Origin of the sequence: Halobacillus sp. Marseille-P3879, from assembly GCF_900240285.1 — a bacterium.
Taxonomy (GTDB): Bacteria; Bacillota; Bacilli; order Bacillales; family Halobacillaceae; genus Halobacillus_A.
In genome coordinates this window covers 62,564-84,562 of sequence record NZ_OESS01000001.1, presented here as the reverse complement: position 1 = coordinate 84,562, position 21,999 = coordinate 62,564, and the positions used below count along the sequence as shown (strand labels likewise).

The following is a 21,999-nucleotide window of genomic DNA, read 5'->3' as shown; positions in this document are numbered from 1 at the left end:
TGCAAGCTTTTTTCTTGCCGCCAGGAACGAAGACCCCTTCATTATCGTAAGGCATCTACTTCTACTAAAAAAACAGGCAGACCCGTGGCCTGCCTGTTACTTATTTTATAACGTTAAGCACTGTACCTGGTGAATGTTAGCAACTCCTCCGAGCTGATCCTGACAATCTTCTTCTACCGCTTTATCAACGGTTAAGACCATGACAGCTTCTCCACCCTGATTCGTACGTCCAACCTGCATCGTCGCAATGTTGACGTGGTGTTCAGCAAGCAGACTACCGACGCGTCCGATGGCACCTGGCTGGTCCGTATGGTGAACGACGATTAAATGCCCTTCAGGTACGACGTCAATGGAGTACTCATCTAGTTTTACAATACGAGCACCCAGACCGTTTAGGAGCGTACCTGAAATCATACGTTTCTCCTTGTCGGTTTCAATTTCGATCGTCACAAGGTTTGTAAACCCTTTAGTGGATGTGGATTTCTGTTCATTAATGACGATTCCCTTATCGGATGCCGTCTTATACGCGTTAACATCGTTCACACGCTCACCGATATAACGCTTGAGAATCCCTTTTACAGAAATTCGCGTCAGCGGCGTCGTATCTACATCCAGCAGATCACCAGAATAATAGACATTAACGCGCTCAAGTGCACCATCTGTGACGTTGGAAATAAAGCTTCCTAGTTTTTCAACGAGCGTAAAGTAAGGAGCCAGTTGTTCCATTACTTCGGAAGATACAGAAGGCATGTTTACAGGGTGTTTCACAGCTCCCCCGCGCAGGACATCCATTACATCAATACTCACGTCGGTCGCAACGTTTTCCTGTGCTTCAATCGTGCTTGCTCCTAAGTGGGGAGTCGCAATCACTTCTTCCAGCGAGAGCAGCGGATGGTCAATTGCCGGCTCTTCTTCAAAAACATCAAGCGCTGCTCCGGCAATTTTTCCTTTTTCAATCGCTTCGTACAACGCATCTTCTTCTACAATACCGCCGCGGGCACAATTTAAAATGCGGGCGCCCGGCTTCATCAGTTGAATCGTTTCTTTATTGATTAAGTGCTTCGTTTTTTCGATCAACGGGGTATGGACAGTTAGAAAGTCAGCCTGCTGCAGGACTTCTTCTAATGTTCCGTGCTGCACACCTGCTTTGTCTGCTTTTTCCTGCGTTAAAAACGGGTCATAAGCAATCACTTTCATGCGGTGGCCTTTGGCACGCTGGGCTACCTCGTTACCAATACGTCCAAACCCGACAATTCCAAGCGTCTTGCCCTTTAATTCCACCCCGACAAACTTCTTGCGCTCCCAGCGGTTCTGCTTGAGCTGGTGATACGCCTGCGGGATATTACGGGCGAGCGACATCAACATCGCCATCGTGTGCTCCGCTGTTGAAATCGTATTGCCGTCCGGAGCGTTCACTACAACGACACCATGATCCGTCGCTGCATCGAGGTCAATGTTGTCTACTCCTACTCCAGCGCGGCCGATCACCTTAAGCCGGGGTGCGTTTTCGATCAGTTCTCTTGTCACCTGGGTTTGACTGCGGACAATCAGTGCATCGCTCGTACTGATTTCTTTGAATAACTCTTCGTGGGACAATGCCGGATCAATAACGGCTTCTACGTCTGATGCTTCGAGTAAAGGCTTAATTCCTTCTTCACTTAGCGGATCACTTATAAGTACGCGGTACATTTAATCCATCTCCCTTGTTGCTTGTAAATAGGCTTCCTGTGCGGCTGTCGTTCCAGCACCTTGTTCAAAATCATGGCCGAGGCGTTTTAATGCAATTTCAATAATACTGATATATTGGAGAACATTGGCCGGGCGTGAATACCCCATATGGCCGATTCGGAAAATATCACCCTTCATGTGCTGCTGTCCTCCTGCTGTCATTAAACCGAATTCCTGATTAACAATTTTTCTAAATTGCTCAGCTTCGAACGTTTGAGGACGTACAGAAGTTACGGTTGAAGAAGCATCCTCATCTGAAACTAACAGTGGCACATTGACAGCACGAAAAGCTGCACGCGTCATTTCCTTCATAATCTGGTGACGCTCATGAACGTTTTGGAGGCCTTCTTCTTCAATTAAACGCAATACTTCCTGCAGGCCGAACAACAACGATAAAGCAGGGGTGAACGGAGTCTGCCCGTTATCAATGCTCTTCTTATAGCTGCGCAGATCTAAGTAAAACCGAGGACGCGGATTATCGTCGATTACTTTCCAGGCTTGATCGCTGACAGCCACGAATGCCAGTCCAGCTGGCAGCATCATTGCTTTCTGAGATCCAGAGACTAAGAGATCGATTCCAGAACCATCCATATCTACCTCTGCTCCGCCAATGGAAGATACTCCATCAACAATCACTAATGCGTCGCTTGCTTGATGAACGCGCTCAGCAATTTCCTCAATCGGATGCATCACACCGGTAGACGTTTCACAATGTGTGACGAAAACCGCCTTCACATCAGGATGTGCCTGAAGCTGTTCTTCAATCGCAGCTGTATCGACCGCTCGACCCCATTCTACATCTATACGGTGAACGTTCAGCTCGTACGTCTTACAGATCTTTGCAAAACGGTCTCCAAAAGCTCCCGCTACGACTACAATCACTTCATCTCCAGGGGCCGTCGTGTTGACTACGGCAGCTTCTAAAGCAGAAGTCCCGCTGCTTGAAAGCACAAGAACATCGCCCGTTGTGCCAAAAATCGGCTTCAGCCTCGGTGCGATATCTTCAATTAACTCTTTACACTTTTGTCCTCTATGGCCGATCATCGGCTGAACCATTGCCCGCTCTACACTTGGCGGTATAGGTGTCGGGCCGGGTATTTGCAATATCTCCCACTCACGATTCATGGTGAACATTTCCCTCCTGTACATCCTACGCGTACAAACTAGTACCTACGGTAGAAAATTTTTAATATTCCTTTATCCTATCAAATGAACAGGCATTGTCAATGTAAACTAAGCAATCTAAACAAAACGTTTTTTTCTTTTTTTTCTTTATACTAAATAATGAAAGAATTTGGAATTGTCTATATAATTAAAAGGTGGTTATTATTCAGAAAATTAATAATTGGGGGAGATTTTTTTGAGAAAGCACAAAAGCCTGTGGCTGATGTTCGCTCTGGTACTAGCTCTTTTCCTTGCGGCATGCAGCGGTGGAGATGAAACAGAATCAACGGGTGATTCCGATGGAGGAGACAGCGAAGGGTCAGGGGAAGCAAGCGGCGACCAGGAAATCACCGTAACTGCTAAAAGTGAAATTTCCAGCATGGATCCATCCTTAATCACAGATACGGTTGGATTTCAGTGGGCCGGTGAGACACTTGAAGGACTTTACCGCCTGGATGAAGATGGCAACCTGTCGGAAGGAATTGCAACAGACAGCTCCGTCAGCGATGATGGACTGACATGGACCTTTGATTTACGTGAGGATGCCGAATGGTCTAACGGTGATCCTGTAACAGCAGATGATTTTGTCTATGCATGGCAGCGTGCCGTTGATCCTGATACGGGATCTGAATACGGTCCTTACTTCTTAGGCGGAGTCATTGAAAACGCTCAGGAAATTGCTGACGGCGAAGCAGAGTTGGACGAGCTTGGCGCTACAGCAGTAGATGAACATACATTAGAAGTTCAATTAGAAAAACCTGTACCATACTTTGAATCAATGACTGTATTTGTAACCTTTATGCCATTGAACCAGGACTTCGTTGAAGAACACGGCGAAGACTTCGGCACGGAAGCTGAATACACCCTGGCTAACGGACCTTTTGAAATGACTTCATGGGATCATGAAGAAGGATGGACCGTTGAGAAGAACGACACATACTGGGATGCAGACACAGTGCAGTTAAATGCGGTAAATGCTCAGGTGGTAAAAGAAGTTTCTACAGGTGTTAACTTGTACGAATCTGGTGATCTTGACCAAACCGAGCTTAACGCCGAATTCGTAGATGAATACCGCACCACGGAAGATTTCAACATTGCTGAGAAGCCATACCTGTACTTCTTTAAATTTAACCAGGAAGCAAACGAAGCTTTAGCCAATGTGGACGTGCGTAAAGCGATTTCCTATTCCATCGATCGTCAAGCCCTCGTGGACACGATCTTAAACGATGGCTCTGTACCTGCAGAAGGCTATGTTCCTTCTAACTTTGTCAACATGCCGGACAGTGACGAAGATTTCCGCGATGCACAGGGTCCTTTAGTTGAATATGATGAAGAAAAAGCAAAAGAACATTGGGATGCAGCCCTTGAAGAGCTTGGAACCGATGAAGTTGAAATTGAACTTCTCGGTGATGATACTGGAACCGTAAGTAACGTCATGGCTTATTATAAAGAAAAGCTGGAATCGACTCTGGACGGCCTTACCATCAATGTTATGGAAGTTCCATTTAACGAGCGTGTCGAGCGTGACCAGAACTCTGAATTTGAGATAGAAGCCGCTACGTGGGGTCCTGACTATGTTGACCCGAACACGTATCTCAATATGTACCTGACCGATGGACAAAATAACAATATGAACTACTCAAGTGAAGAATATGACTCTCTTATCGAGCAAGCGAACGGGGAATATGCTCAAGATCCTGATCAGCGTTTTGAAACCTTCCTGGAAGCAGAAAGACTTCTTCTTGAAGAAGATGCAGCAGTAGCGCCGATGTACCAGGATTCTAAAGCACAGCTTTTCCGTCCTTCGATTAAAGGCGTATTCACCACAGCAACGGGACCTGAACTAGAATTCAAATGGGCCTATGTTGAAGAATAAAAAATTTTAAAAAAACAAGCAGCGCATAAAGCGGCTGCTTGTTTTTTTACTGTAAGCTTAATTCCGGTCCAAAAAATTCATAATATATTTGACCCTCAGGCACTCCCCAATTTCGTAAGGCGGAATGAACAGCTTTCATAAAACCTTCGGGGCCGCAGAAATAAAACTCTGCATCGTAAGGAACGACAGACTTCAGCCATTCTAAATCAATATGGCCCTGCTTGTCATATTCCTCATCAGAAGGACGCGGATCACTGTAGATGACTTTGGACTGTACAGCTGAAACCGTGTGCTCGAATTGAGCCACATCATTTTTAAATGCATGAACCTCACCGTTTTGAGAAGCGTGAATAAAGTAGACATCCCGCTCAACCCCTTCCTCAACGATCTGGTTGAGCATACTCATCATAGGAGTTAAACCAACGCCTCCGCTTATGAAAACAACCGGATTTACACTTTCTTCATTGAGGTAGAACTCGCCGGCAGGAGCTGTAATCGGCAGGATATCGCCCTCTTTTAAATGGTTGTGTAAAAACGTGGAGACGATCCCATCAGGCTGACTTCCATTTCCTTCTTCTCTCTTGACGCTGATACGGTAATAATCTTTCCCAGGGGCATCCGATAAGCTGTACTGGCGCAATTGAGTGTACTCACTTCCTGGAATATTTACCTGTACGGTAATGTACTGCCCGGGATGAAAAGGAGCCAGTTCTCCGCCGTCTTCGGGCTGCAGGTACAGCGAGGTAATCACATCGCTTTCTTTTACTTTGTGAGTCACGGTAAAGTTACGATAACCGCTCCATCCCCCTGTCTGCTCCTCCACGGCACGGTACTTCTCCTGCTCGACCTTGATAAAAACATCGGCAATCGCGCCGTAAGCCTCTCCCCAGGCCTCAATAATTTCGTCCGTCGCCGCCTCCCCCAGCACTTCTTTAATCGCCAACAATAAGTATTCCCCTACAATAGGATAATGCTCCGGCTTCACATTTAAGCTCCGGTGTTTTTCTGCAATTTGATCAACGGTCGGCAGAATGGCTTCTAAGTTATCAATATTCTGTGCCGCAGCATAAACCGCATTGGCTAGGGCTCTAGGCTGCCGGCCCGCCTTTTGATTGGTCATATTGAATATGTTTTTCAGCTCCGGGTGATTCTCAAACATCCGCTTGTAAAAATGAGTCGTAATCGCTTCTCCATGCTCAGCCAGTACCGGTACGGTGGACTTAACAGTTTGAATGGTTTTTTCACTAAGTGCAACAGCCATGGTAAAAACCCCTTTTTAAAGATGCATTTATTTTACATCTTTATTATAAAAACAATTACACGTTTAAAGCAATATTTAAAATACATCTTTTGTGACAGATTTGGTACATTGATGGAAGAAGCTTCTAATCAATAAGAAAGACATGCTGTGAAGCCCTATGATAGAATAGAAAGTAACCAATCTATTAAATGAGGGATATTCCTATGAGATTAAAAAAATATACGGATTACGCATTGCGTGTAATGATCTATACGGCTTCAAAGCCCGATGGTGAACTGGCCAGCAAAGGAGAAATCTCAAAGGTTTTTCATATCTCTGAAAATCATTTAGGAAAGATCATTCACCAGCTGAATAAACTGGGAATGTTAGAAACGATTAGAGGACGGAGCGGGGGCATTAAATTAGCAAAGCATCCAAAAGAGATCAATATCGGCTATGTCGTGCGCGCGATGGAAGACGATTTTCACCTGCTCGAGTGCTTTGATCGTGATACCAATTACTGCGTTATTACACCTGCCTGCAAATTGAAGCACATCCTCAACGATGCCTTGTATGCCTTTTTAAAAGTTCTTGATGAATACACGCTTGAAGACCTGCTCTCCAACAAAGATGAGCTCCAGGCATTAATGGATATGAAATAGAAAAAAGCCTTGAAGTCTATCGTAGACTTCAAGGCTTTTTCGTCTGCTGTTATTCAGCAGAGTATGGCAAAAGAGCCATTTGACGAGAGCGTTTGATCGCTTTAGTCAATTTACGTTGGTACTTAGCAGAAGTTCCAGTTACGCGACGAGGAAGAATCTTTCCACGGTCGGAAATGAAACGTCTTAGCAAGTCAGTATCTTTGTAATCGATGTGTGTAATTCCGTTCGCTGTGAAGAAACACACCTTTTTACGTTTACCGCGTCCACGACGTGCCATATGGCTTTCCCTCCTTACATTTGATTAAAATGGTAAATCATCATCGGAAATATCAATAGGTTCACCTTTGTCTGCGAAAGGATCCTCATTATTATTGTTGTTGTTATAGTTAGGCTGTTGATTCTGATTTGGCTGGAATCCTTGCTGGCCGCCTCCACCTTGTGAAGAACCGCCTTTTGACTCAAGGAACTGTACGCTGTCAGCAACAACTTCTGTTACAAACACACGCTTGCCTTCCTGATTGTCAAAGCTGCGGGACTGTAATCGTCCGTCTACTCCGACAAGACTGCCTTTGTTCATAAAGTTAGCGAGGTTTTCAGCTGCTCGTCTCCAAACGACACAGTTGATAAAATCGGCATCCCGATCTCCTTGATTGTTGGAGAAAGGACGATTCACAGCAAGAGTGAAGTTGGCAACAGCTACTCCGTTTGGCGTATAGCGTAAATCCGGATCCCTCGTTAATCTGCCGACCAAAACGACACGATTTAACATCAGAACCACTCCTTATTGATCATCTTCACGTACAGCGATATGACGAATTACGTCATCAGAGAACTTCGCTTGACGGTCGAATTCGTTGATAGCTTCACGATCGCCTTTGAAGTTAATTGTAACATAAATGCCATCACGATAGTCGTTAATTTCGTATGCAAGACGACGCTTGCCAACTTCTTTAACTTCTTCGATTTCCGCACCGTTATCAGTAAGAATGCCGCTGAAACGATCAACTACTGTTGATTTGGCTTCCTCCTCGATATCTGGGCGGATGATGTACATAATTTCATAGTTTCTCATCCGTATTCACCTCCTTGTGGACTTAACGGCTCCTCCTCCAATTCGGAAGGAGCAAGGAGTAATTCAACTTTAATTACTCACAATGTTGTATTATATCAAAACTCTATTATAAAAACAATAGTTAACGGAGAGATCCTCGCTTATACGTTAAAACGGAAATGAATCACGTCGCCATCTTTCACTAAATACTCTTTACCTTCAAGGCGTACTCGTCCACGTTCTCTCGCTGTCCCCATAGTCCCCGCGTCTACTAAATCTTCATAAGAGACCGTTTCTGCACGAATAAAGCCGCGTTCAAAGTCTGTATGAATAATACCCGCACACTGAGGAGCTGTCATCCCTTCCTTAAACGTCCAGGCGCGTACTTCCTGCTCTCCTGCTGTAAAGTAAGTCGCAAGCCCAAGAAGGTTGTACGTCGCTTTAATCAGCTGATCAAGACCAGATTCAGCAATGCCCAGATCTTCTAAGAATTCTTCCTTTTCTTCTCCATCCAGTTCCGCAATTTCTGCCTCAATTTTAGCGCATACCACGATCACTTCAGCGTTCTCGTTAGCGGCAAATTCACGAATCTGCTTTACCTGATCGTTGTCTTCCTCGCCAATCTCATCTTCACTTACGTTCGCTACATATAGAATCGGCTTAGACGTCAGCAAATGAAGGCCTTTTACAATCTTCTGCTGATCATCAGAAAATTCCACGGCACGAGCAGGTGTTTCATTTTCCAGCGCTTCTTTCACTTTTTCAAGAACAGCATACTCGGCCAGGGCATCCTTGTCCTTTTGACGTGCCATTTTAGCCACGCGGTCGATCCGCTTCGAAACAGTTTCAAGGTCGGCTAAGATTAACTCCAGATTAATTGTTTCAATATCTGAAATGGGATCCACCTGACCTGAGACGTGCGTAATATTTTCATCTTCAAAGGCCCGCACGACATGACAGATGGCATCCACCTGACGAATGTGGGATAAGAATTGGTTGCCCAGTCCTTCCCCTTTGCTTGCCCCTTTAACGATCCCTGCTATATCCGTAAATTCAAAAGCTGTCGGTACTGTTTTTTTCGGATTAACCAGTTCAGTAAGCTTCTGCAGACGGTAGTCTGGTACTTCTACGATCCCAACGTTAGGATCGATCGTAGCAAACGGATAGTTTGCAGATAAAGCTCCTGCCTGTGTAATTGCATTAAATAAAGTAGATTTACCGACGTTCGGCAAGCCTACGATTCCAGCTGTTAGTGCCATATAAAACTTCCACTCCTTAAGGATTTCCATACATGTATGTTGGTCATACCAATTATAGATACTACACAAAAAAATAACAACCTATACAAAAAGTAAAAAACAAGCTCCTCATAGAGCCTGTTTTTCTCATTTCCCTTATTAAATTCTGAAAAATGAAGGAGTCCTATTCCCGAAAAATGTTACTTTGCTTCATTTTTTTCGATCACTTTTTTCAGCTTGGATTCGAATTTTTTACGAGGGATCATGACACTGTGTCCGCAGCCCTCGCACTTTATCCGAATGTCCGCGCCCATACGAATAATCTTCCAGCGATTCTCCCCGCATGGATGAGCTTTTTTCATTTGTACTACATCGTTTAATTCATAGGTTTTCTCCACCATTTGGTTAACCTCCTGTTTTTGATGGCTCTTGTGCCGTCTCTTCTTCATGACGGGAATACATCACCAGGCGAGGGAATGGAATCTCGATGCCTTCCATATCGAGACGGTTCTTCACTTCTTTGCGAATCGCGCGTGACATGGAGAAATGCTCCATCGGTTCAACTTCTGCCATGATCCGAATGACCACTTCAGAAGCGGCCAGGTTCTGCACACCAAGCAGTTCAGGCACCGTAATCATTTCAGGATACCGGTCAGGAAGTTCTTCAAGCAGGTCAGCGATCACCTGTTCCGCCTTTTCAATGTTCTCTTCATAAGCAATGCTTACATCTACTATAGCAAAACTATTATGAATCGAGTAGTTGGTGACCTGCGTCACATTGCCATTGGGCAGAATATGCACTTCACCGGTAAATCCTTTAATTTTGCACGTGCGAATCCCTACTTCTTCCACAATCCCTTCGACCCCGGAAGCAAGTATATAGTCACCCACAGAAAATTGGTCCTCAAAGATGATAAAAAAACCGCTGATAATGTCGCGAACGAGGTTCTGGGCTCCAAAACCAATGGCCAGCCCGGCAATTCCAGCTCCTGCTAATAAAGCCCCGATATCGAGAGTAAACGTTTCTAAAATCATAATAAACGCAGTGAAATAAACCACGTAGGTTAAAGCGTTAATAATGAGTTTTTTCAGCGTCGCTTCTCTTCGTTCCGTAATGGAGAAAGGACCCTCTCTGCGCCTGGCGAAAAACTGGGAGATCACCCGGTTGCCTACTTTAATAATTAAGTAGGAAATAATTAAGATGGCGATAATCTTTAAAGCACCCTGTCCAATCGTAAACCATAACTCCGGTCCAGTAATATAGTCTACAGCTTCATCCCATTGTGTTAAAGCATCCTCCACAGCTCTCCCCTGCCTCTCATATTCTGAGGTCTATTTTAACAGGTTTTCAGCTGATTTTAAATCGATGTACAACCGGATAAATGAGCAGAGACAATAAGACGTACAAATTAAGCAATCCATATAAAGGATAAAGATATTCGATAAGGGTTGAAAAACCAAAAGATGTAAACGGAAGCATAATGGCTATAATCCCAAAAGCTACAATCCATAGCGGCTGGTCCCAATAATCCCGAAATCTCGTCACCAGCCCCAACGTCCCTGATGCCGCCGTTGTAAAAATAGCAATCCACATCATAACCGACATAAATACCATAATCGAGTAAGGATAATGCTGAAGAATGGCGAACAAAGGAATTTCATAAACGAGGATTTCATCTGCAATCTGAATTAAACTGCTGTTGTACAAAAACGAAACCGCTCCCAGCACGGCCCCGCTGCCGATGCTTGCCACCCATACTTCTTTTTTACTCGTCATCCGGTTGCCGATCGCCCCGAGGACTGCAATTAACGGAAGAACATTTAAAGCGGTAAATGGAAATGCTGATAACCAATTGCTTGTCTCATGCAGGTGACCAAATAAGGAAAGCTTCTGATCCGTAATAAACAGCAGCAATATAAACAATAATCCACCTATTAATAAGGGAAGAATGAGACTGTTTACAGCAACGATCCCTTTTATATCCCATATAAACAGCAGGATGAGAGGTATGGCGATGGCTAAAACGCCCAGGCGGTAGGACAAGTTGAAAGCTTCTAAAGTAGCCCCGCTGCCTGCCAGCATAATTACAGTCGTCGTAAACAAATACACAATAATCATCCAGTCATAGATCCCTGTCAAATGTCTGCCTACGATCCTCCGTAATACAGGCAGATAATGACCGGTCTGCTGTTCAAAGCTTATGCTCATAATCGAACCACAGCAAATCATAAACATAAGAGTAAAAAGAAGAATGGCCAGACTGCTGTCTTGTCCAAAAAACTGCCAAAGCTCCCGGCCAGAAGCGTAGCCTGCACCGATCATTGTTCCAATAATTAAGAACATCCACTTCAATCCTGACATCATTGTAAGAACCGCTCCCTTACTCTATGTATTTGCTACGTATAGAAATTCTAACGGCTTTATATACTGTTACTAATATGTGTGTGGAGGAGAAGCTATGAATAGGAAGGACAAGTTTTCAAAAAACGAGCACCGTTTTCAATCCGATGATCCATTCATGTGTGAACAGCTGAGCGATTGTTTGTATGAAGTGCTGCCCGTGGAGCGGAACGTTATTATCGTATGCATCGGGACCGATCGTTCCACAGGAGATGCTTTAGGTCCGTTAGTCGGTTCGATGCTGCGCGATCAGGCGATGCAAAGCTTTCACATTTACGGAACGCTGGAAGAACCTGTGCACGCTTTAAACTTAAGTGAAACGATGCAATCGATCCAGCGTCTGCACCCTAAGCCGACTATACTTGCGATCGATGCTTGCCTTGGAAAAAAAGCTTCTATTGGATCTGTCGTTTTTGGACGCGGAGCCCTTACACCTGGTGCCGCTCTGAACAAGAATTTACCTGCTGTGGGGGACTATCATATAAGCGGATTAGTAAACGTAGGCGGGTTCATGGAATACGTCGTGCTGCAAAATACACGACTGCACTTAGTGATGAATATGGCAGCAAAAATAGCAGCCTCCCTTCGGTTAACAGAAGCCAAACGTATGAATGAGCGATTTAAAAATCAGCCCTATCAGAACTTTCTGGCCGCAACAAAAAAACAGCAATGAGAGATTTGCCCCCTCACTGCTGTTAAAATAACTGCGAAATATATAATACTAAGCCCACCATAATTAAAGAAGGAAGAAGATTGGCCACACGTATCTTAGTCAGCTTTAATAAATTTAAGCCTAGCGCCACGATTAGAAGTCCTCCCGTGGCTGTCATCTCCACAATAAAAAGGTCAAGCATTTCCTGCGGAATCCAGCGGTTAATCTGGGTGGCCAGCAAAGCAATCGATCCCTGATAGAGAACGACAGGGATGACAGAAAAAATGACACCGATCCCAAGCGTTGACGTTAATACTAATGCGACAAATCCGTCAATAACCGCCTTAGTAATCAATATTTCGTGATCGTTACGCAATCCTCCATCCAATGCTCCAATAACCGACATGGCTCCAATACCAAAAATCAGTGAAGCCGTAATAAACCCTTGGGCCATCGTCGACATCTGATCAGGTTTAATGAATTTCCTCTCGATCCAGCGTCCTATGTATTCAAGTCTTTCTTCTAAATGAAGAGCTTCACCGATAATAGCTCCCGTTAATAAACTCACCAAAACAATAACAATATTGTCTGTTTCAAAGCCCATTTGTAAGCCAATTAACAGAACCGCTAAACCAACCCCGCTCATAACTGTTTCTTTAAACCGCTCAGGAATTTTTGTGAAAAACAAACCTAGAAGCGTTCCGATAATAATGCAAATTCCGTTTACAATTGTTCCTAATAGTGCCATAGCTTTCTCTCCAATGTTCATGTTTCACGTGAAACATTATGTAAATCGTTAAAAACGTGCTCGAAATATTGACTCAGGCATAAACAAAAGACCTGGACGGATTCCCTGCCAGGTCTTCTGTGATCTTAACCATCACTTGTGATCCAGCCAATTTAAAATGCGTTCCAGATCCTCATTGTCAAAAAACTCGATCTCAATCTTACCTTTTTTCTTGCCCTGGTGAATGGTAACACCTGTGCCGAGACGCTCTTTCAACGTTTCTTCTCTTTCCTTAATAAATATATCTTTTTCTGGAGGCTTTGTTTTTTTCTTTGTTTTCCGTTCGTTTAATTCTGTAATCAGCTTTTCAGTTTGTCTTACATTTAAACGTTCAGCTTCAATCCGTTCCACAACAGCCATGGATTTGTCTTGATCCTTTAATCCGAGTAATGCACGTCCGTGTCCCATGGACAACGTACCGTCATTAATTTTTTGAATGACTTCAGGGGATAATCCAAGCAGCCTTACCGAGTTAGCGATGTGAGACCTGCTCTTGCCAAGCCTTTTGGCGAGTACCTCCTGAGTCACCTCTAACGTGTGAATTAAACTCTTGTAGGCTTGAGCCTCCTCAATCGGAGTGAGGTTTTCCCGCTGCAGATTCTCCAGCAGCGCCACCTCCATCATCTGCTCATCAGTCATCTCCTTGACAATGACAGGAACTTTCTCTAAATCTGCCTCTTTCGCAGCCCGGTAGCGGCGTTCTCCTGCAACAATCTCATAACCTTTAATGCTTTTGCGTACAATTAAAGGCTGAAGAACCCCATGTTCCTGGATCGATTGCGACAACTCTTTAATGGCTTCCTCAGCAAACTCCTTCCGGGGCTGGTATGGATTAGGCCTGCAATCCTTCACCTTCACTTCCAGAAACTGATCTTCCTCTTTAGCATTGAAATCTGTAAAAAGTGCGTTAATACCTTTACCTAACCCTCTCGCCATTAGACACCACTTCCTTCGCTAGATCTAGATAAACCTCAGCACCACGCGACTTTGCATCATACAAAATAATGGGTTTTCCATGACTGGGAGCTTCACTTAAGCGGACATTTCGGGGAATGATAGATTGATAGACTCTTTCCTGGAAGTATTTTTTCACTTCATCAATAACTTGGATCCCTAGATTTGTGCGCGCATCAAGCATTGTTAATAAAACACCTTCAATCATAAGGTTTTTATTTAAATGCTTTTGGACAAGCCTGATCGTGTTTAACAGCTGGCTCAGCCCTTCTAAAGCATAGTACTCACATTGAACGGGAATTAACACGGAATCGGAAGCCGTTAACGAATTGATCGTTAACAGTCCCAGAGACGGGGGGCAGTCAATAATCACGTAATCGTATTCGTGTCTCACTTCATCAATCGCCTTTTTAAGCCTGACTTCTCTGGAAATGGTCGGCACCAATTCAATTTCAGCACCGGCAAGCTGTATGGTAGCAGGGAGCGCATCCAAATTCTGCACCATTGTTTTTGTGCATACTTCTTCTGCACTGACACTGTCTACAAGTACATCATAAATGCACTGGTCAATTCCCCCTTTTTCAACACCTACACCACTGGTCGCATTTCCCTGGGGATCTATATCAACGAGTAAAACTCTGTGTTCTAAGTAAGCGAGGCATGCACTTAAATTTACAGCTGTCGTAGTTTTCCCTACGCCGCCTTTCTGATTGGCTATAGAAATTACTCTGCCCATGCTGCCACCTGCCTTTTTCTTTAGTACTGACGTACGATTTTTGTTAAAAACACCCATCTCATTGCAGTTTAAGATGGGTGAGGTCTGAGAATTTATGATTTTTTCTTCGGTATTTTAATCGTAAACTGATAGTAATCTTCATGGTCCTCTTCATTCGTTTCTAAATCAACTCCGGTATCTGTAACCATATCCAGCGATTGACGAATGGTATTCATGGCAATTCGCATATCTTTGTTTACGCCTTTTAATTTTGGTTTTTTCTTTTTAGGAGTAGAATCATTAATCTTATTAATCCGGTCTTCAGTTTGTTTAACGTTCAACTGCTTCTCAATAATTTCCTGAAGTAATTTTTCCTGTTTTTCTTCATCTTTCACGGCAATTAAAGCACGGGCATGTCGTTCTGTAATCTCCTTGTTCATTACAGCCTGCTGTACAGATTCCGGAAGCTTCAGCAGCCTCAGCTTATTAGCAACTGTTGATTGGCTTTTTCCTAACCGCTGGGCCAGCGCCTCCTGGGTCAGTTCATGAATGTCAAGAAGCCGGGCGTAAGCTGTTGCTTCTTCTATAACCGTTAACTCTTCACGTTGAAGGTTTTCTATTAGGGCTACTGATGCTGTTTCTGCATCGTTCATATCCCGTATGATCGCAGGTATTGTCTCCCACTCGAGCGTCTGGACGGCTCTCCACCTGCGTTCCCCGGCGATAATTTCAAATTGTTCCTCGTTTAGTCGACGTACAACAATCGGTTGAATCATCCCATGTGTATGTAACGTCTGGGCAAGTTCGCTTATTTTTTCCTCATTAAAGATAGCTCTCGGCTGATATCGGTTCGGTTGAACACGATCGACAGGAACTTGAATTACTTCGTCGGGACTATACTCTTCTTCGTGTTGATTATCGTGATTCTCAGGGTCCGACTTATCCCCCAGTCCGAACAAACGGCTAAAAGGATGTAACACGATTAGACACCACCTTTTTCGATCAAGCACACGATTCATAAATGTTTCACGTGAAACAATTCATATAAGAATAGAAAAAAGCGCTGCAGGCCAAACGTGCTGCTGCGCATGCGTATGCCTTTTTCACTCTTAATCTATTTTATCACAAGTTGACTATTAAAAGCATGAAGTAAATAGAATAATTGAAAGTTCGCTTTTTCTGTATCGTATACATTGATAAAATTAATTTCTATTATTTATTGTAAAAGGAAAAATTCAAATTTTCGACTCCTTTGATTAAAAAATTAATTTCCTATTTTCTTCACCCATGCCTTCAGCTGCTCTTTTGGATAATAAATATTTTGGTTAATCGTGACGTGGGGAATATCGGGGTATTCTTGGAGAAGCTGCCTGCCATCCTCTTTAGACATGCCTAAATAAATATGCACATCCTTTTCTTTCACTAATTGAGGATCATCATCGTCATTAAGACTGCTTAAAACATCCGGAGCGGAAGGATTTTTGAAATTTTTTAATCCATCGCCTATGAAATAGCCTGCTGCTGCAATTCCCAAAGCTAATAAAACATCCATAACACCCACTCCTAATGATTGAATTTATATAGCGTCACCTTAATCTAGTAAGTATGCTTACAAATTAAAAAAGAGCTGTTTCAAACTACATACGTAGAAGAACGATCAAAGGTTTCGTTGCTCATTTATAACTTATCGATATATTCCTTAGCTTCTATCAGAGATAAGCCAAGTTCTTTTCGTGCTCGTTTAACCGCTTGCACATCCTTGCCTTCACGTACAAGCTGTTTTAATTCCTCATCAGTAGATGAAGGAGGAAGATCCACTTGCTCTGTTACACGGCGAAGTGTCTCTTCAAGTCTTTTTACCCTTTTTTCCATGGAAGTTCCCCGTCCAACGAAGAGGAGAAGCATGAGAATGAGTACAGCATAAATAAATAAATCCACGTTTTTCCCTCCTCTACCTTAGTAATTTGAATGAAAGCCCTCATTCAGTTCCGTGGTATCCAGTAATTCCACTTCTATATTCTCTTTCCTTCCCCATTTTGTATATTTTTCAACATGCCATTTGTGTAAAAGACGGGGATAATTGTTTTGTTCCATCCATTGCTGAAGCTTTTGATAAGCAGGACGGATTTGGTCATTAGACCCTTTCACCGTTAGAGCCGCATAAGTTTGAGGAGGGATCGTAAGCGCCGACATATCATTAGGAACCTCAACAAATTGATGAACGGCGAATCCGACCCAATATCCTTCTTCTTCGATATATGCCGTTTCAATAATAAAAACCCCGATTTGATAAACGGGGTGAATTAGATGACAAATTTCCTGTTTTCTTTTATCTAAGGCGAGGGATGCTTTCGGAATTTCGTCTATGTATCTATCCCCGTCTTCACAATACACTCTGAATCCGACAATCTTTATTTCGCCGACATTTTTCACAATCGGCTCATATAGGATCGACATTTTTTAACACTCCGCGACCATCAGCAGATTTCCATCAGGATCTTTAAAGGTAAACCAGTGACCATGTTGAATTTCCGTCATAAGCTCGACGTTTTTCGATTTCATAAATTGATAGGCAGCTTGAATATTCTTCGTATTAAAATGAAAAGACGGCACTTTATAAACAGCATCGGCAGCGTATATTTTACTATCAAGTACAATTCTTGGACTTTCCATCGGCAGAATATAAAGATGGCCGAACGGAATCTCTCCTTCCGCTGCTTCTCCAAGCAAGTCACAATACCAATCACGAGCTTTTTCAATGTCTTTAACAGGAATAAAAATAGCTCCGACTTGTTTTGAAATGGGATTCAAATAAAGTGCCTCCTTAAAATAATGTTTCACGTGAAACATTTAATAGTTTTTTTGAAAACGCAAGTAGATAAGCACAGCACTCACAATTACTGCAATACTAAGGAAAAACGTATAGATATAAAAAGAAGCTGATTTCGGGGCTTTATTTTCATAAACGGCCTTCACATATTGATTCCCATCCTCCACAGCTATCTCTTCTTTTGGATCCGAGTCAGAAATCGAGTAATATTTTGTCCCAATTTCATACGCATTGGAGGCATTGCCTCGATAATTCCCTTCTTCATCCGGCTTTGTTTCCACTTCTCCAATGACTTTGCCGACTTCCTCTACCGTTTCCTCCGTAACTTGATAGACGCCGCCATTCCAAACTACAAAAGGGTAAGCCCAGCTTACCGCTGAGACTGCCCCTCCCTGTAAAATAAAAGCAAGAATACAACAAAAGGCTGCCTTTCTCAAACCGAACACCTCTTAAAGTGGTTTATTCATAATCGTGCGGTTTTCAGCAAAGCCCAGCTTTTCATACAGCTTCTTTGCTTCATTTCCGGCGTAAACCACAAGCCTTACGGATGTCATCCCTTGTAATTTTAATTCCGTCATTGCATTTTCCATCATGCTTTTGGCAAACCCTCTAGACCTGTAATCCGGCAGAACGAACAAATCATAAATAAAGCCAATAAGCTCTCCAGTAAAGCTGTCCTTTTGATGGCCATAGAGGACCCAGCCTACTACCTGGTTATCTTCTTTAGCTACTTGTATTTGACCATCTTCGCTTAAGACGTCCTGAACCATTTTTGCTGCTTGATCCTGATCAATTTTGTAGTAGCCACGGGAACCTTCTTCAAGAGATTCTCCTAAATAAGGCATAATTTCGTTAATCTCTTCTCTTGTAGCGTGTGTGATATTCATATAAGTTTTTCTCCTTATGAAAAAATCTTCTCCTACTCTTCATTTCCATTAAAACAGGGAGATTCCTTCTTTTGAAGATCTTTTTCTTAAATCCCACATTTCTGCCACATTTCTTAAGCAGTTTTTAGCGAAGGATGTAAGTAAAAAAACGAGGCCAATGTCGTAATCACGCCTCCTATCACTATCGTTACGTCGGTGCTGAACCATTCGGAAATAAATCCGGCAAGTAAGGCTGCTGCGGGCATGGAGACCCAGCTGATTAAACGGCTGGTTGCCTGTACCCTCCCAAGTAATCGTTTAGGTGTCAGCTTTTGCCGAATAGTTATAATACAAGGGCTTTGAATCGAAGCGGCAAATGTTCCTATCGCATTCATTATGAGAAGACTAGTAAAGGCTCCCATGAGGCCAAAACCGATGACTGATATACCGCCACATATAGAAGCAGTAAACAAAATGTGCCTATAGCTCCACTTGCTTGTTAAAACTGGAGACAGAAATGCCCCGCCAATCGCAGCAGCCCCACCGCTCGAAAGCAGCCATCCGATCGCAGCTGGTGATAAACCAATAACATCCTTAAGATGAAAAACCATCATCGTTAAAAACAGCGTAGTACCAAAAATTGAGAACATCATCGCAAGGTTAGTAAAAAGAATCGGCTTTCGTTTAAAAACATATCGAAACCCTTCCTCCACCTGCTTCCATACCTTCTGTTGAGCAGTATGCTCACTTGCCCGGGGCAGTGGAAGGCTTCTAATAGCAAGCCATGCTGCCAGAAAACTTGTCCCATTAATGATGAGGGCGTATCCGGGATGATAGATGCTCACGATCATTCCTCCAAGTCCTGGACCGAGTAAGACAGCTGTTTGAAAAAGCCCGCTGTTTACAGCATTTGCTTTCTTTAGATCATGCTCGCGAACTAAATAAGGAATGACGGTAAATTGGGCAGTATTATAAAGCTGCGTAAACAATCCGATTAGAAAAGCAGTCAAAAATAACTGCCAGACAGTTAACTGATCCATTATAAACAGTACGCCCGTTACGCCTGCTAAGAAAGCACGGCACGCATCACACGCAAGCAAAATCCGCTTGCGGGAAAGCCGATCCGTTAAAACCCCAAGCCACGGCTGCAAAAGAATCGGCAGTCTTTCTAAGAACGCTGCGATCCCCATTGCAACTGGGGAATCCGTCAGGGCCAGTACGATTAACGGTAAAGCAAGTAAATAAATTTGGTCACCAAAAAAAGAGACTACATTTCCTCCGATTAAACGAAAAGCCGGATAATTTTTTCTCCATTCCGGTCTGCTGTCTCCGTGAGCCAGCTCTTCCATATTACTGTTCATCTTTCTTGTCTAGAAACTGCTCAAGATTAATCGGCATCGCCTCCAATTTATGGCGGTTCAAACGGTAGGTGGAATGATTTGATTCGACCATGCGGGCCGCTTTTAACATTTTTAAATGATGATGAAGGGTCGATTTTCGCATTTGTAATATGTTCGTCAGTTCCTGTAGCGATCGTTCCCGCTCATATAAATACTTGACCAGCTTTAAGCGCACTTCATCTCCTAATGCTTTATACTGCTGAACGAGCATCTGGCCGGGGATATAAGGGTCCTCCTTGTATAAGCTGTCATTGGACACAGGGTAATAGAAAACCTTTGTTCCTTTAAGGTCGGCTTCTACATTCCACGGTCTATACGTATAATGCGGGATCAGCAGAACTTGATATACACTTGGTTCTGGACGATAGGTAAGGCCGCCGGTCGCCCATTCAACAAAAGCTTCCGGCTCTAATTTCTGCTTCATTTTCTCTTTCGCTTCATGGTCGTATCGCAACAATTCCCGCAGCTTCTCTTCTTCAGGCTGGACGACGGCTTCAAACCACAATTCCATAACACGTATTAAATGCTGTTTTAACTTCTCTGTATCGATTTCGCTGATAAATGTAACGTAAGCAGGGAAAAAAGGGTGGTCATTTACTTCTTCGGCAAACGACTGAACGGCGTCCAAGCGTCCTCGTGAAGCTTCTATTCGCAGTTGTTCCAGCGCTTCTCCTGCATAAGGCAGGCAGAGGTGTTTTAATTTTTCACTTTCTGCATGGGTAAGAAATTCAGTAAAGGAGTGAAGGGAAGAAAAGGCGTCATGATGTAAAATCTGGAGAAGGGCTTTCCACGTATTATGCATAGTCACGTATTCCAATTCGTGATGCAGCGACTCAGAAAAACGGGACAAGTTCCAATCCTTTCTCTCCAGCGTATTGATCAGGGACTGGTTGGTAAATGCGGCTATTCCGAGTGCACATTCAAATAAAATCGAATGCTCGATATGGACCTCATACGTTTCTCTCTTTTTATAGTTATAGTGAATTACTTCCATCGTTCCACCTCTTTTTTGTAAGTTTCTTTAATTCTATATTTTTAATATATATAATTCAATATTTTTCGAATAAAGTAGTCAAGATACATATAATTTTTCTCGAGTGGAACAATGAAAGCACAAGAAGAAAGGTGTGAATTGTATGGAAACGGGTCATCAAAGTTATCAGGCAGGCGATATTGTTTACGTCATTTACCGAAATCCTCACACGTATAACGTAGCCAATGTCCAGGAAGCTGCCGTTGTTCATCACCCCGAACAGCCCGGGGAGCTTGCTATGTTTTTATATGAAACGTATTTTCCTTTAGATGAGAATATTGCCGTCTATTCTTCGCTGGCTGAAGCAGAAATGGCGTACGAAGAAAGCTTCGGCTCCATCCACGAGGGGGGACTAGAGTGGTAAAGCCTTTTGTTCCTCAGCTCGTATATATTGAACCACGGGCACTTGAATACCCCCTCGGTCGTAAACTAAAAGATAAATTTGAAGAGATGAACATAGAAATACGGGAAACGACATCTCATAATCAAGTAAGAAATCTGCCTGGAGAGAACGATTTTCAAAAATACCGGGTGGCTAAATCTACACTTGTCGTCGGTGTCCGCAAGACATTGAAATTTGATACGTCTAAACCATCAGCTGAATATGCAATCCCTTTTGCTACAGGCTGTATGGGTCACTGCCATTACTGCTATCTGCAAACGACAATGGGAAGCAAGCCCTACATCCGTACCTATGTCAATGTTGAGGAGATTTTTGACTCGGCTGAACGCTATATGAAAGAGCGTGCCCCTGAAGAGACACGGTTTGAAGCCTCCTGTACCTCTGATATTGTAGGCGTTGACCATCTTACTCACACGTTAAAACAAGCGATTGAATATTTCGGAAAATCAAAGTACGGACGCCTCCGGTTTGTGACAAAGTTTGCTCATGTGGATCATTTGCTTGATGCGGACCATAACGGCCGGACTCGTTTCCGTTTCAGCTTAAACGCTGATTATGTCATTAAGTTTCTGGAGCCGGGAACGTCAAGGCTGGATGATCGTATTGAAGCAGCGGCTAAAGTGGCAGAAGCCGGCTATCCATTAGGTTTTATTATTGCGCCGATTTATTTATATGAGGGGTGGAAAGAGGGCTATAAAGAGTTGTTTGAAAAGCTGGAAGCCAAATTGCCGGACTACGCGACAAAAGATCTAACTTTCGAGCTGATTCAGCACCGTTTTACCCAGCCGGCGAAACGAGTTATTCAAAAGAATTACCCGATGACAAAGCTGGAAATGGATGAAGAGAAAAGGCAGTATAAGTGGGGTCGTTACGGAATTGGCAAGTACGTATACAAAAAAGACAAGCAGGAAGATATGAAAGATACGCTTGGCGACTACATTGAACAGCACTTTCCTTCTGCCACACTTGAATATTTCACGTAAAAAAGCAGCCAGGGTT

27 protein-coding genes are annotated in these 21,999 nt (G+C 43.3%); 5 read left to right on the top strand and 22 right to left on the bottom strand.

Annotated features, from left to right (window positions below; translation table 11 throughout):
• Positions 1–105: 105 nt before the first annotated feature.
• Together serA and C1A12_RS00525 are read right to left on the bottom strand one after the other, a co-directional pair.
• Entirely contained in the window at positions 106–1,689 is a 1,584-nt protein-coding gene (gene serA, locus C1A12_RS00530) for a phosphoglycerate dehydrogenase (RefSeq protein WP_101841904.1), read from the bottom strand.
• Complete coding sequence (locus C1A12_RS00525) at positions 1,690–2,853, bottom strand: alanine--glyoxylate aminotransferase family protein (RefSeq protein ID WP_101841903.1); 1,164 nt, start codon at positions 2,851–2,853, stop codon at positions 1,690–1,692.
• 262 nt (positions 2,854–3,115) lie between these two features.
• On the opposite strand from C1A12_RS00525, the gene C1A12_RS00520 reads away from it, so the two are divergent.
• A complete protein-coding gene (locus tag C1A12_RS00520; protein WP_101843236.1) occupies positions 3,116–4,768 on the top strand; it encodes a peptide ABC transporter substrate-binding protein in 1,653 nt (550 codons plus the stop codon).
• A gap of 46 nt (positions 4,769–4,814) precedes the next feature.
• Here the strand turns inward: C1A12_RS00520 and hmpA are convergent, their stop codons facing one another.
• Positions 4,815–6,029 (bottom strand): NO-inducible flavohemoprotein, encoded by a 1,215-nt coding sequence (gene hmpA / locus C1A12_RS00515; protein WP_101841902.1) that lies wholly within the window; start codon positions 6,027–6,029, stop codon positions 4,815–4,817.
• Between the two features lie 203 nt (positions 6,030–6,232).
• Between hmpA and C1A12_RS00510 the strand changes: the two genes are divergently transcribed.
• A complete protein-coding gene (locus tag C1A12_RS00510) occupies positions 6,233–6,670 on the top strand; it encodes an Rrf2 family transcriptional regulator (protein ID WP_101841901.1) in 438 nt (145 codons plus the stop codon).
• Between the two features lie 49 nt (positions 6,671–6,719).
• Here the strand turns inward: C1A12_RS00510 and rpsR are convergent, their stop codons facing one another.
• The 7 genes from rpsR to C1A12_RS00475 all read right to left on the bottom strand — a co-directional run bounded on the left by rpsR (position 6,720) and on the right by C1A12_RS00475 (position 11,324).
• Positions 6,720–6,947 (bottom strand): 30S ribosomal protein S18, encoded by a 228-nt coding sequence (gene rpsR / locus C1A12_RS00505; protein ID WP_101841900.1) that lies wholly within the window; start codon positions 6,945–6,947, stop codon positions 6,720–6,722.
• A gap of 24 nt (positions 6,948–6,971) precedes the next feature.
• Positions 6,972–7,439 (bottom strand): single-stranded DNA-binding protein, encoded by a 468-nt coding sequence (gene ssb / locus C1A12_RS00500; RefSeq protein ID WP_101841899.1) that lies wholly within the window; start codon positions 7,437–7,439, stop codon positions 6,972–6,974.
• A 12-nt stretch (positions 7,440–7,451) separates the two neighbouring features.
• On the bottom strand, positions 7,452–7,742 hold the full coding sequence (gene rpsF / locus C1A12_RS00495; protein WP_101841898.1) for a 30S ribosomal protein S6: 291 nt from the start codon (positions 7,740–7,742) through the stop codon (positions 7,452–7,454).
• Between the two features lie 140 nt (positions 7,743–7,882).
• On the bottom strand, positions 7,883–8,980 hold the full coding sequence (gene ychF / locus C1A12_RS00490; RefSeq protein WP_101841897.1) for a redox-regulated ATPase YchF: 1,098 nt from the start codon (positions 8,978–8,980) through the stop codon (positions 7,883–7,885).
• A gap of 179 nt (positions 8,981–9,159) precedes the next feature.
• Entirely contained in the window at positions 9,160–9,360 is a 201-nt protein-coding gene (locus C1A12_RS00485; protein ID WP_101841896.1) for a DUF951 domain-containing protein, read from the bottom strand.
• Positions 9,361–9,364: 4 nt separating this feature from the next.
• Entirely contained in the window at positions 9,365–10,261 is an 897-nt protein-coding gene (locus C1A12_RS00480; RefSeq protein WP_101841895.1) for a mechanosensitive ion channel family protein, read from the bottom strand.
• 46 nt (positions 10,262–10,307) lie between these two features.
• Positions 10,308–11,324 (bottom strand): hypothetical protein, encoded by a 1,017-nt coding sequence (locus tag C1A12_RS00475; protein ID WP_101841894.1) that lies wholly within the window; start codon positions 11,322–11,324, stop codon positions 10,308–10,310.
• 94 nt (positions 11,325–11,418) lie between these two features.
• Between C1A12_RS00475 and yyaC the strand changes: the two genes are divergently transcribed.
• Positions 11,419–12,033, top strand: coding sequence for a spore protease YyaC (gene yyaC / locus C1A12_RS00470; protein WP_101841893.1), 615 nt, complete (start codon positions 11,419–11,421; stop codon positions 12,031–12,033).
• Positions 12,034–12,055: 22 nt separating this feature from the next.
• Here yyaC and C1A12_RS00465 read toward each other — a convergent pair whose 3' ends face one another.
• From C1A12_RS00465 to C1A12_RS00410, 12 genes are all read right to left on the bottom strand, one after another.
• Positions 12,056–12,760 (bottom strand): DUF554 domain-containing protein, encoded by a 705-nt coding sequence (locus C1A12_RS00465; RefSeq protein ID WP_101841892.1) that lies wholly within the window; start codon positions 12,758–12,760, stop codon positions 12,056–12,058.
• A gap of 132 nt (positions 12,761–12,892) precedes the next feature.
• Positions 12,893–13,735, bottom strand: coding sequence for a ParB/RepB/Spo0J family partition protein (locus tag C1A12_RS00460; protein WP_101841891.1), 843 nt, complete (start codon positions 13,733–13,735; stop codon positions 12,893–12,895).
• The gene (locus C1A12_RS00455) at positions 13,716–14,489 is read right to left on the bottom strand and encodes a ParA family protein (RefSeq protein WP_101841890.1); all 774 of its coding nucleotides are present in this window, start codon (positions 14,487–14,489) and stop codon (positions 13,716–13,718) included. The genes C1A12_RS00460 and C1A12_RS00455 overlap by 20 nt, the downstream gene beginning before the upstream one ends.
• Positions 14,490–14,581: 92 nt before the next feature.
• Positions 14,582–15,448: a nucleoid occlusion protein gene (gene noc / locus C1A12_RS00450; protein WP_101841889.1), complete on the bottom strand. Its 867-nt coding sequence runs from the start codon at positions 15,446–15,448 to the stop codon at positions 14,582–14,584.
• A 284-nt stretch (positions 15,449–15,732) separates the two neighbouring features.
• Positions 15,733–16,020, bottom strand: a complete 288-nt coding sequence (locus C1A12_RS00445) for a DNA-binding protein (protein ID WP_101841888.1) — start codon at positions 16,018–16,020, stop codon at positions 15,733–15,735.
• 125 nt (positions 16,021–16,145) lie between these two features.
• Positions 16,146–16,406: a hypothetical protein gene (locus C1A12_RS00440; protein WP_101841887.1), complete on the bottom strand. Its 261-nt coding sequence runs from the start codon at positions 16,404–16,406 to the stop codon at positions 16,146–16,148.
• 18 nt (positions 16,407–16,424) lie between these two features.
• Positions 16,425–16,925 carry a GyrI-like domain-containing protein gene (locus C1A12_RS00435; protein ID WP_101841886.1) on the bottom strand — a complete coding sequence of 167 codons (501 nt, stop codon included), beginning with the start codon at positions 16,923–16,925 and terminating at the stop codon, positions 16,425–16,427.
• Positions 16,926–16,928: 3 nt separating this feature from the next.
• Positions 16,929–17,279 carry a VOC family protein gene (locus tag C1A12_RS00430; RefSeq protein ID WP_235001496.1) on the bottom strand — a complete coding sequence of 117 codons (351 nt, stop codon included), beginning with the start codon at positions 17,277–17,279 and terminating at the stop codon, positions 16,929–16,931.
• Positions 17,280–17,318: 39 nt separating this feature from the next.
• Complete coding sequence (locus tag C1A12_RS00425; RefSeq protein ID WP_101841884.1) at positions 17,319–17,735, bottom strand: hypothetical protein; 417 nt, start codon at positions 17,733–17,735, stop codon at positions 17,319–17,321.
• 12 nt (positions 17,736–17,747) lie between these two features.
• On the bottom strand, positions 17,748–18,185 hold the full coding sequence (locus C1A12_RS00420) for a GNAT family N-acetyltransferase (protein ID WP_101841883.1): 438 nt from the start codon (positions 18,183–18,185) through the stop codon (positions 17,748–17,750).
• A gap of 113 nt (positions 18,186–18,298) precedes the next feature.
• Entirely contained in the window at positions 18,299–19,525 is a 1,227-nt protein-coding gene (locus C1A12_RS00415) for an MFS transporter (RefSeq protein ID WP_235001495.1), read from the bottom strand.
• On the bottom strand, positions 19,515–20,558 hold the full coding sequence (locus C1A12_RS00410) for a helix-turn-helix transcriptional regulator (protein WP_101841881.1): 1,044 nt from the start codon (positions 20,556–20,558) through the stop codon (positions 19,515–19,517). The genes C1A12_RS00415 and C1A12_RS00410 overlap by 11 nt, the downstream gene beginning before the upstream one ends.
• A gap of 142 nt (positions 20,559–20,700) precedes the next feature.
• Here C1A12_RS00410 and C1A12_RS00405 point away from each other — a divergent pair, with 142 nt between their 5' ends.
• Entirely contained in the window at positions 20,701–20,961 is a 261-nt protein-coding gene (locus tag C1A12_RS00405; RefSeq protein ID WP_101841880.1) for a transcriptional regulator SplA domain-containing protein, read from the top strand.
• Positions 20,955–21,983, top strand: a complete 1,029-nt coding sequence (splB, locus tag C1A12_RS00400) for a spore photoproduct lyase (protein WP_101841879.1) — start codon at positions 20,955–20,957, stop codon at positions 21,981–21,983. Before C1A12_RS00405 ends, splB begins: the two co-directional genes overlap by 7 nt.
• Positions 21,984–21,999: the final 16 nt, after the last annotated feature.

What these genes read in the sequence shown, in the direction of transcription:
- serA (WP_101841904.1), bottom strand. Translation starts at nt 1,689, where the DNA reads ATGTACCGCGTACTTATAAGTGATCCGCTAAGTGAAGAAGGAATTAAG.
- C1A12_RS00525 (WP_101841903.1), bottom strand. Translation starts at nt 2,853, where the DNA reads ATGAATCGTGAGTGGGAGATATTGCAAATACCCGGCCCGACACCTATA.
- C1A12_RS00520 (WP_101843236.1), top strand. Translation starts at nt 3,116, where the DNA reads ATGTTCGCTCTGGTACTAGCTCTTTTCCTTGCGGCATGCAGCGGTGGA.
- hmpA (WP_101841902.1), bottom strand. Translation starts at nt 6,029, where the DNA reads ATGGCTGTTGCACTTAGTGAAAAAACCATTCAAACTGTTAAGTCCACC.
- C1A12_RS00510 (WP_101841901.1), top strand. Translation starts at nt 6,233, where the DNA reads ATGAGATTAAAAAAATATACGGATTACGCATTGCGTGTAATGATCTAT.
- rpsR (WP_101841900.1), bottom strand. Translation starts at nt 6,947, where the DNA reads ATGGCACGTCGTGGACGCGGTAAACGTAAAAAGGTGTGTTTCTTCACA.
- ssb (WP_101841899.1), bottom strand. Translation starts at nt 7,439, where the DNA reads ATGTTAAATCGTGTCGTTTTGGTCGGCAGATTAACGAGGGATCCGGAT.
- rpsF (WP_101841898.1), bottom strand. Translation starts at nt 7,742, where the DNA reads ATGAGAAACTATGAAATTATGTACATCATCCGCCCAGATATCGAGGAG.
- ychF (WP_101841897.1), bottom strand. Translation starts at nt 8,980, where the DNA reads ATGGCACTAACAGCTGGAATCGTAGGCTTGCCGAACGTCGGTAAATCT.
- C1A12_RS00485 (WP_101841896.1), bottom strand. Translation starts at nt 9,360, where the DNA reads ATGGTGGAGAAAACCTATGAATTAAACGATGTAGTACAAATGAAAAAA.
- C1A12_RS00475 (WP_101841894.1), bottom strand. Translation starts at nt 11,324, where the DNA reads ATGATGTCAGGATTGAAGTGGATGTTCTTAATTATTGGAACAATGATC.
- yyaC (WP_101841893.1), top strand. Translation starts at nt 11,419, where the DNA reads ATGAATAGGAAGGACAAGTTTTCAAAAAACGAGCACCGTTTTCAATCC.
- C1A12_RS00465 (WP_101841892.1), bottom strand. Translation starts at nt 12,760, where the DNA reads ATGGCACTATTAGGAACAATTGTAAACGGAATTTGCATTATTATCGGA.
- C1A12_RS00460 (WP_101841891.1), bottom strand. Translation starts at nt 13,735, where the DNA reads ATGGCGAGAGGGTTAGGTAAAGGTATTAACGCACTTTTTACAGATTTC.
- C1A12_RS00455 (WP_101841890.1), bottom strand. Translation starts at nt 14,489, where the DNA reads ATGGGCAGAGTAATTTCTATAGCCAATCAGAAAGGCGGCGTAGGGAAA.
- C1A12_RS00445 (WP_101841888.1), bottom strand. Translation starts at nt 16,020, where the DNA reads ATGGATGTTTTATTAGCTTTGGGAATTGCAGCAGCAGGCTATTTCATA.
- C1A12_RS00435 (WP_101841886.1), bottom strand. Translation starts at nt 16,925, where the DNA reads ATGTCGATCCTATATGAGCCGATTGTGAAAAATGTCGGCGAAATAAAG.
- C1A12_RS00420 (WP_101841883.1), bottom strand. Translation starts at nt 18,185, where the DNA reads ATGAATATCACACACGCTACAAGAGAAGAGATTAACGAAATTATGCCT.
- C1A12_RS00415 (WP_235001495.1), bottom strand. Translation starts at nt 19,525, where the DNA reads ATGAACAGTAATATGGAAGAGCTGGCTCACGGAGACAGCAGACCGGAA.
- C1A12_RS00410 (WP_101841881.1), bottom strand. Translation starts at nt 20,558, where the DNA reads ATGGAAGTAATTCACTATAACTATAAAAAGAGAGAAACGTATGAGGTC.
- C1A12_RS00405 (WP_101841880.1), top strand. Translation starts at nt 20,701, where the DNA reads ATGGAAACGGGTCATCAAAGTTATCAGGCAGGCGATATTGTTTACGTC.